The 7,625-nt window shown below is 68.4% G+C and carries 6 protein-coding genes; 5 read left to right on the top strand and 1 reads right to left on the bottom strand.

What is annotated here, in order from left to right; translation table 11 throughout:
- On the bottom strand, positions 1-1,454 hold a 1,454-nt coding region (locus tag ABW137_RS21480; RefSeq protein ID WP_526403462.1), incomplete at its 3' end, for a carboxyl transferase domain-containing protein.
- Positions 1,455-1,491: 37 nt separating this feature from the next.
- Between ABW137_RS21480 and ABW137_RS21475 the strand changes: the two genes are divergently transcribed.
- Genes ABW137_RS21475 through ABW137_RS21455 form a run of 5 tightly spaced genes read left to right on the top strand, consistent with a single transcriptional unit; the run spans position 1,492 to position 7,622 of the window.
- Positions 1,492-2,223, top strand: coding sequence for an enoyl-CoA hydratase (locus ABW137_RS21475; protein ID WP_526403461.1), 732 nt, complete (start codon positions 1,492-1,494; stop codon positions 2,221-2,223).
- Positions 2,224-3,345, top strand: a complete 1,122-nt coding sequence (locus ABW137_RS21470; protein WP_526403460.1) for an MBL fold metallo-hydrolase — start codon at positions 2,224-2,226, stop codon at positions 3,343-3,345.
- Between the two features lie 32 nt (positions 3,346-3,377).
- Positions 3,378-4,958 carry a serine hydrolase domain-containing protein gene (locus ABW137_RS21465; protein WP_526403459.1) on the top strand — a complete coding sequence of 527 codons (1,581 nt, stop codon included), beginning with the start codon at positions 3,378-3,380 and terminating at the stop codon, positions 4,956-4,958.
- Positions 4,955-7,339 carry a cation-translocating P-type ATPase gene (locus ABW137_RS21460; RefSeq protein WP_526403458.1) on the top strand — a complete coding sequence of 795 codons (2,385 nt, stop codon included), beginning with the start codon at positions 4,955-4,957 and terminating at the stop codon, positions 7,337-7,339. Before ABW137_RS21465 ends, ABW137_RS21460 begins: the two co-directional genes overlap by 4 nt.
- Positions 7,340-7,364: 25 nt before the next feature.
- Positions 7,365-7,622, top strand: coding sequence for an Rv0909 family putative TA system antitoxin (locus ABW137_RS21455; protein WP_526403457.1), 258 nt, complete (start codon positions 7,365-7,367; stop codon positions 7,620-7,622).
- The last annotated feature ends 3 nt before the right edge of the window (positions 7,623-7,625 follow it).

Raw genomic sequence — 7,625 nt, 5'->3', positions numbered from 1 at the left:
GTCATCGCCCGCAGCGCGACCAATTCCCCCGCAATGGTCGCCGAGAGTCGCGCCGTGAAGTCCGCTGGCGTGTCCGCGGCGTCGTCACGCTCGGGCACGATCGCGTCGACGATCCCGTTGCGCAACAGATCCGCCGACCGAATCCCTTGTGCAGCCGCCAATTCGGGGGCATGCAAGACGTCGCGGTAGACGATGGCACTGGCGCCCTCCGGTGGCAGCGGAGCCAGCCAGCCGTGCAGGGCGGCGAGGACGCGGTCGGCGGGCACCATCGCGAGGGCAGGCCCGCCGCTGCCCTGGCCCAGCAGCACCGAGACCGTCGGCGTGTTCAGGGTGACCAGCTCGGCCAGACACCTGGCGATCTCGCCGGCCAACCCACCCTCCTCGGCCTCGGCGGACAGTGCAGGGCCGGGGGTGTCGATCACCAGCACCAGGGGCAGTCGCAGGCCGGCCGCCAGTGCCATCCCGCGACGCGCCTCGCGCAGCGCCTGGGGACCGACCAGCCCGCCACCCACGCCACGCTGCTGTCCCACCACTACGGCGGGCTGTCCGCCGAAGCGGGCCAGTGCCAGCAGCGTGGTGGCAGCGCCGTGCCCCGGCGCATTTCCCGGCCCGTTGCGCTCCTGCCCTCCGCCCGTCCCGGAGAGCAGCACCCGCTCCGTCGTCCCGTGCTTGAGCAGATAGCCGATGCCGGGCCGGTCGGGGCGGCGGGACGCCTCGACCGAGTCCCACGCGGGAACGTCGGCGACGGGTTCTGGGCCGGGGGCCTGCTGCGCGGGGCCCGGCGGGTCGGATAGGACCTTCAGCGCGCGGTCCAGCGTCGAACGCAGCAGCTCGATCGGGACGACGCCATCGATGACGCCGTGGCGGTGCAGGTTCTCCGCGGTCTGAATACCGGCGGGGAACGGCTCGCCGTAGAGGTGCTCGTACACCCGCGGCCCCAGGAAGCCGATCAATGCGCCCGGCTGCGCGGCGGTCACGTGACCCAGCGAGCCCCACGACGCGAACACCCCGCCGGTGGTCGGGTGTCGCAGGTAGACGAGGTAGGGCAGGTGCGCCTGCTTGTGCAGCTCGACCGCTGCCGCGATCTTGACCATCTGCAGGAAGGCGACGGTCCCCTCCTGCATGCGGGTGCCACCGGAACTCGGCGATGCCACCACCGGCAGCCCCTCCGCGGTGGCGCGTTCGATCGCCGTCGTGATCCGCTCGGCTGCGGCGACCCCGATGGATCCCGCGAGGAAACCGAACTCACTGGCCACCACCGCGACGCGGCGACCGAACACCGTGCCCTCGCCGGTGAGGACCGATTCGTCCAGCCCGGTCGACGCCTTGGCATCGGCGAGCTCGCGGCGGTATTGGTCGTCGGCGCCGACGTCGATGGGCGTGCTGTCCCAGCTGAGGAACGATCCCTGATCGAGGACGGCGTCCCGGAGCGCCATGGCGCCGATGCGGCTCACGGAGCAAGGCTATCTGCGCGGTCGTTAGGCTGGCCCCATGATCGGAGTTACCCGAGAGGGCGATGTCACGACTATCGAGATGCAGCGACCCGAGCGCCGCAACGCCCTCAACAGCGAACTGGTGGACTCCCTCAGGGAGGCCATCGACACGGCCGCGGCCGAGGACGTGCGGGCGATCGTGTTGACGGGGCAGGGCACGGTCTTCTGCGCGGGCGCCGATCTCTCCGGTGACGTGTTCGCCGCCGACTTCCCCGACAAGGCGATCGCGTTGAATACGGCGATCGACAAGGCGCCGATGCCGGTCATCGCGGCGATCAACGGACCCGCCATCGGGGCGGGGGTCCAACTGGCCATGGTGAGCGACCTGCGCGTCGTCGCGCCCGACGCGTTCTTCCAGTTTCCCATCGCCAAATACGGTCTGGCACTGGACAACTGGAGCATCCGCCGATTGTCGTCCCTCGCCGGGTACGGTCGAGCGCGGGCGATGCTGATCGCCGCCGAGAAGCTGACCGCCGACGTCGCGTTGCAGACCGGGATGGCCAACCGCATCGGCACCCTGGCCGATGCGCAGGCGTGGGCGGCGGAGATCGCCGGCCTCGCTCCGCTTTCGGTGCAACACTCCAAACGCGTGCTCAACGACGACGGCGCCTACGAGGACCAGTGGCCCGCCCACAAGGACGGCTTCGACAAGGCCTGGGGTAGCCAAGACGTAATCGAGGCGCAGGTGGCGCGCATCGAGAAGCGGCCCGCGAAGTTCACGGGCGCCTAGATGCTCTGGCAGGCGGCGCGGTTGGTCGGCGGCACGGCGGCGCTCATCGGAGGGGGTTTCGCCCTGCGCGCGCTGCAAGGTGCGCCGGAGGCGCTCGGGGCGTCACCAGTGGAGATCGACGCCGTTGCGAAGGGGTCGCCGAACTATCACGACGGCGTGTTCACCAACCTCGAGCCGTCCTCGACCGTCAACCTGACCCGTCAGCAGCAGTTCGTCCTCGCGCGCGAGGTCATCGGCGGCAGCGCCGATCAGAACCCGCCTGCGCCGGTCCCCATCGTCACGCCAGACCCCAGCGTCGTCGCCGCCGATCTGGCTACCACCTGGTACGGCCACTCGTCGGCGATCATCGAGGTCGACGGTTACCGAATACTCGCCGACCCGGTGTGGAGCGATCGCTGCTCGCCATCGCGCGCCGTCGGCCCACAGCGGCTGCATCCCGTTCCCGCGTCGCTGGAGGCGCTGCCCGCGATCGATGCGGTGATCATCAGCCACGACCACTACGACCACCTCGACGTCGACACCGTCAAACTGCTCGCGCTGACGCAGCGGGCCAAGTTCTTCGTTCCGCTCGGCATCGGGGCGCATCTGCGCACGTGGCACATTCCCGACGATCGCATCATCGAGCTCGACTGGAATCAGAGCGCCTCGCTCGGCGAGCTCGAGCTGGTATGCACGCCCGCGCGGCACTTCTCCGGCCGGTTCCTCACCCGTAACGTCACCCTGTGGTCGTCGTGGGCGATCATCGGGCCGCGTCACCGTGCGTTCTTCGGCGGCGACACCGGCTACAGCAAGAGCTTCGCCGACATCGGCTCCGACCACGGACCCTTCGATCTGACGCTGATGCCCGTCGGGGCCTACCACCCCGGCTGGCCCGACATCCACATGAACCCCGAGGACGCCGTGCGCGCTCACCGCGACGTGACCGATGCGGGGCTCATGGTGCCGATCCACTGGGCGACGTTCCGGCTGGCACCCCACCCGTGGTCCGAACCCATCGAGCGGATGCTCGTCGCCGCCGCTGGCGAGGGCGTGAAGGTGGCGACGCCACGGCCGGGGCAACGCATCGAGCCGACGGTTGAATCGGAACCAACGGCGGTGTTGGACCCATGGTGGCGGGCCTGACCGACTAGGTTGCTGGTGTGCACCGTTCTTCGATGTTCAAACTGGCCGTGCTGGTCGCCGCGACGGCGCTGATCGGGGGGTGTGACGCGACGTCATCTGGTCCGCCGACCACACCGGGCACCTCCGAGGTCTCGCCCCCACTGGAACCGGCAACGGCATTGCCGGACAACGCCGTTGAGGATGCGGTCGGCAAGCTCGACGGCATCGCCGACGAACTGATGAAGAAGTCCGGCATCCCCGGCATGGCCGTTGCCGTCGTGCACGGCGGAAAGACGATCTACGCCAAGGGTTTCGGAGTGAAGGACGTTCGCAAGGGTGGTGCTCCCGAGAACGCGGTCGACGCCGACACCGTGTTCCAGCTGGCATCCGTGTCCAAGTCGCTGAGCTCGACCGTCGTCGCCAACCAGGTGGGGCAGGGCAGGATCGCCTGGGACACCCCGGTCGCCGAGAAACTGCCGTGGTTCGCGCTCGCGGACCCCGTCGTCACGAAGATGGTGACCGTCGGTGACATGTTCGCGCATCGCTCGGGGTTGCCCGACCACGCGGGTGATCTGCTCGAGGATCTGGGCTACGACCGCCGCTACGTGCTCGAGCATCTGCGTGAGCTTCCGCTCGACCAGTTCCGAACCTCGTACGCATACACCAACTTCGGGTTGACCGCGGGTGCCGAGGCCGTGGCGGTCAACGCGGGCAAGGCATGGGAGGACCTCAGTCAGGAGGTGCTCTACGGCCCGCTGGGCATGACCTCGACCAGCTCGAACTTCTCGGACTACGAGTCCAGGCCGGACCGGGCCGTGGGCCACATCCACCTCGACGACGCCTACCAGCCGTTGTTCGTTCGCGACGCCCAACCCGAATCACCCGCGGGCGGAGCGAGCTCGTCGGTCAACGACATGTCGAAGTGGCTGGCGATGATGCTGGCGGACGGCAACTTCCAGGGGCAGCAGATCGTCGACCCGAAGGCGCTGCTGCCTGCCCTCACCCCGCAGAGCGTGTCCAATCCGCCCGCGGAGCCCGCGGCGCGCCCCGGCTTCTACGGCTACGGGTTCAACGTCGGGACCACCTCGGACGCGCGGGTGCAGTTCAGTCACTCGGGCGCCTTCGACCTGGGGGCGGGCACCAACTTCGTCATCATTCCGTCGGCCGACGTGGCGATCGTGGCGTTGACCAACGCCACGCCCTCGGGTGTCCCCGAGGCGCTGACGGCGCAATTCGCCGACCTGGTGCAGTTCGGCGAGCCCCGCGAGGACTGGTACAAGCTGTACGGCGACGCCTTCGGGGCGATGGAGCAGCCGGTGGGCTCACTGGTCGGCCAGACGCCGCCAGCCACCCCGGCTCCTGCGCCGCCTCCGACCGCACTCGTCGGCACCTACGACAACGACTACTGGGGCCCGGCCAGGGTCGCAGAAGCCGGCGGCAAGCTGACCCTCGCGCTGGGGCCACGCGACGTCTTCGATCTGACGCACTGGGACGGCAACGTGTTCACCTTCACGCCGACCGGTGAGAACGCCTTTCCTGGAACCATTTCCAAGGCCACGTTCGACGGCGACAAGCTGACCCTGGAGTTCTACGACGAGGAGAAGCTGGGCACGTTCAGCAGGGCCGGACGATGACGTCGGCCGCCGTGGCTGCGGGCCTCTCGGATGCCGAGGTCGCCGAGCGCGTCGCGGCGGGCAAGACCAACGACGTCCCCAATCGCGCCGCGCGCAGCGTCTCGGAGATCATTCGCGCCAACGTGCTGACCCGGATCAACGCGATCCTCGGCGTCCTGTTTCTGATCGTGCTGTCGACCGGTTCGCTGATCAACGGGCTGTTCGGCATTCTGATCGTCGCCAACAGCGCGATCGGCATCATCCAGGAGTTGCGGGCCAAGCAGACCCTGGACAAGCTCGCGATCGTCGGTCAGGCGAAACCATTGGTGCGCAGGCAGTCTGGAATCGGCCCCCGGGCGCCGAGCGAGGTCGTACTCGACGACGTCATCGAGCTGGGACCCGGTGACCAGATCGTGGTCGACGGCGAGATCATCGAGGAGGCCAACCTCGAGGTCGACGAATCCCTGCTCACCGGCGAGGCCGACCCGATGGCAAAGGACGCGGGCGACGAGGTGAAGTCCGGCAGTTTCGTGGTGGCGGGCAGCGGCGCCTACCGCGCCACCAGGGTGGGCCGCGAGGCGTACGCCGCCAAGCTTGCCGAGGAGGCCAGCAAGTTCACGCTGGTGAAGTCCGAATTGCGCAGTGGCATCAACACCATTCTGCGTGTCATCACCTACCTTCTGGTGCCCGCAGGCCTGCTGATCATCTACACGCAGCTGTTCACCACCGACGTCGGTTGGCGCGACGCCGTGCTCGGCATGGTCGGGGCTCTGGTGCCGATGGTGCCCGAGGGTCTGGTGCTGATGACGTCGATTGCGTTCGCGGTGGGCGTGATTCGACTCGGCAGACGGCAATGTCTGGTGCAGGAGCTGCCCGCCATCGAGGGTTTGGCCCGCGTCGACGTGGTCTGTGCCGACAAGACGGGCACCCTCACCGAGAACGGCATGCGTCTCAGTGACCTGAAGGCCCTTACCAGGGAGGACGTCACGAAACCGCTTGCGTCGCTGGCCGCGGACGATGCGCGCCCGAATGCCAGCATGCAGGCGATCGGCGAGAAGTACCCGTCGCCGCCGGGGTGGACGGCCATCGCCGGTGCCCCTTTCAAGTCGGCGACCAAGTGGAGCGGCACCTCATACGGCGAGCACGGCAACTGGGTGATCGGTGCGCCAGACGTGCTGCTCGACCCGTCGTCGCCGGATGCCGAGGAAGCCGAACGGATTGGCGCGCAGGGCCTGCGCGTGCTGTTGCTCGGCTCGTCGGACCGGTCGGTCGATGCTCCCGACGCGCCGGGCACCGTCACGCCCGCGGCGCTGGTGGTCCTCGAGCAGCGCGTCCGGCCCGATGCCAAGGAGACCCTCGACTACTTCGCCGAGCAGAAGGTGACGGTGAAGGTCATCTCGGGTGACAACGCCGTCTCGGTGGGCGCGGTCGCGGGAACCCTTGGGCTGCACGGTGAGACGATGGATGCCCGCAAGCTGCCCGACGAGGCCGAGCACCTCGCGGATGCGCTGGAGGAGTACACCACGTTCGGTCGGGTGCGGCCCGATCAGAAGCGGGCGATGGTGCATGCCCTTCAGTCGCGCGGGCACACCGTGGCGATGACCGGCGACGGCGTCAACGACGTTCTCGCGCTCAAGGACGCCGACATCGGCGTTGCGATGGGATCGGGTAGTTCGGCGTCCCGGGCGGTGGCCCAGATCGTGTTGCTGGACAACAAGTTTGCGACGTTGCCGTACGTGGTCGGTGAGGGCAGGCGCGTGATCGGCAACATCGAACGCGTCTCGAATCTGTTCCTCACCAAGACCGTGTATTCGGTGCTGCTGGCGATGCTGGTGGGTCTGGCGGGCGTGGCCTCCAAGGTGTTCGGAACCGATCCGCTGCTGTTTCCGTTCCAGCCCATTCACGTGACGATCGCGGCCTGGTTCACGATCGGCATCCCGGCGTTCGTGCTGTCGCTGGCGCCGAACCGGGAGCGGGCGCACACCGGGTTCGTCCGGCGCGTCATGATGTCGGCGCTGCCGAGCGGGCTGATCGTCGGCACCGCGACCTTCACCTCGTATCTTCTGGCGTACGAGGGCCTCGGAGCCACCGACGTGCAGCGCACCCAGGCGTCGACGGCTGCCTTGATCACGCTGTTGGTGGCTGCCCTGTGGGTGTTGGCCGTGGTGGCCCGACCGTACGAGTGGTGGCGGGTCGGGTTGGTGACGGTCTCCGCGCTCGCCTATGTGGTGATCTTCTCCATCCCGCTGGCGCGGGAGTCGTTCAAGATCGACCCGTCCAACGTGGCACTGACGACGAAGGCCCTGGTCATCGGTGCGGTCGCGGCGGGATTGATCGAGATTGCCTGGTGGGTGGAGGGCGCCGTGCTCAAGGAGAAGCGGCGCCTCTGGAGATCGGAGTAGGGTCCGCAGAGCCTAGGGTGGGGCCATGGGATTTTTGGACACCGTGAAGAACCTGCTCTCGAAGAACGCCGACAAGGTGGACACTGCCATCGACAAGGCCGGTGACCTGGTCGACAAGAAGACGCAGGGCAAGTACGTGCAGCACGTCGACAAGGTGCAGGAGGCCGCCAAGAAGGCGGCCAGGGACAACGCGGGCGCCACCCAGCAGCAGCCCCCGACGCCACCACAGACGCCACCACAGACGCCACCCGCCGCGCCGGCCGGGCCGCCCCCGACGTCCTAAGCG

Source organism: Mycobacterium sp. (assembly GCF_040509115.1).
Lineage (GTDB): Bacteria > Actinomycetota > Actinomycetes > Mycobacteriales > Mycobacteriaceae > Mycobacterium.
The sequence above is the reverse complement of the archived record's forward strand: the minus strand, read 5'-3'. Positions and strand labels throughout refer to the sequence as shown.

What these genes read in the sequence shown, in the direction of transcription:
- ABW137_RS21475 (WP_526403461.1), top strand. Translation starts at nt 1,492, where the DNA reads ATGATCGGAGTTACCCGAGAGGGCGATGTCACGACTATCGAGATGCAG.
- ABW137_RS21460 (WP_526403458.1), top strand. Translation starts at nt 4,955, where the DNA reads ATGACGTCGGCCGCCGTGGCTGCGGGCCTCTCGGATGCCGAGGTCGCC.
- ABW137_RS21465 (WP_526403459.1), top strand. Translation starts at nt 3,378, where the DNA reads ATGTTCAAACTGGCCGTGCTGGTCGCCGCGACGGCGCTGATCGGGGGG.
- ABW137_RS21455 (WP_526403457.1), top strand. Translation starts at nt 7,365, where the DNA reads ATGGGATTTTTGGACACCGTGAAGAACCTGCTCTCGAAGAACGCCGAC.
- ABW137_RS21470 (WP_526403460.1), top strand. Translation starts at nt 2,224, where the DNA reads ATGCTCTGGCAGGCGGCGCGGTTGGTCGGCGGCACGGCGGCGCTCATC.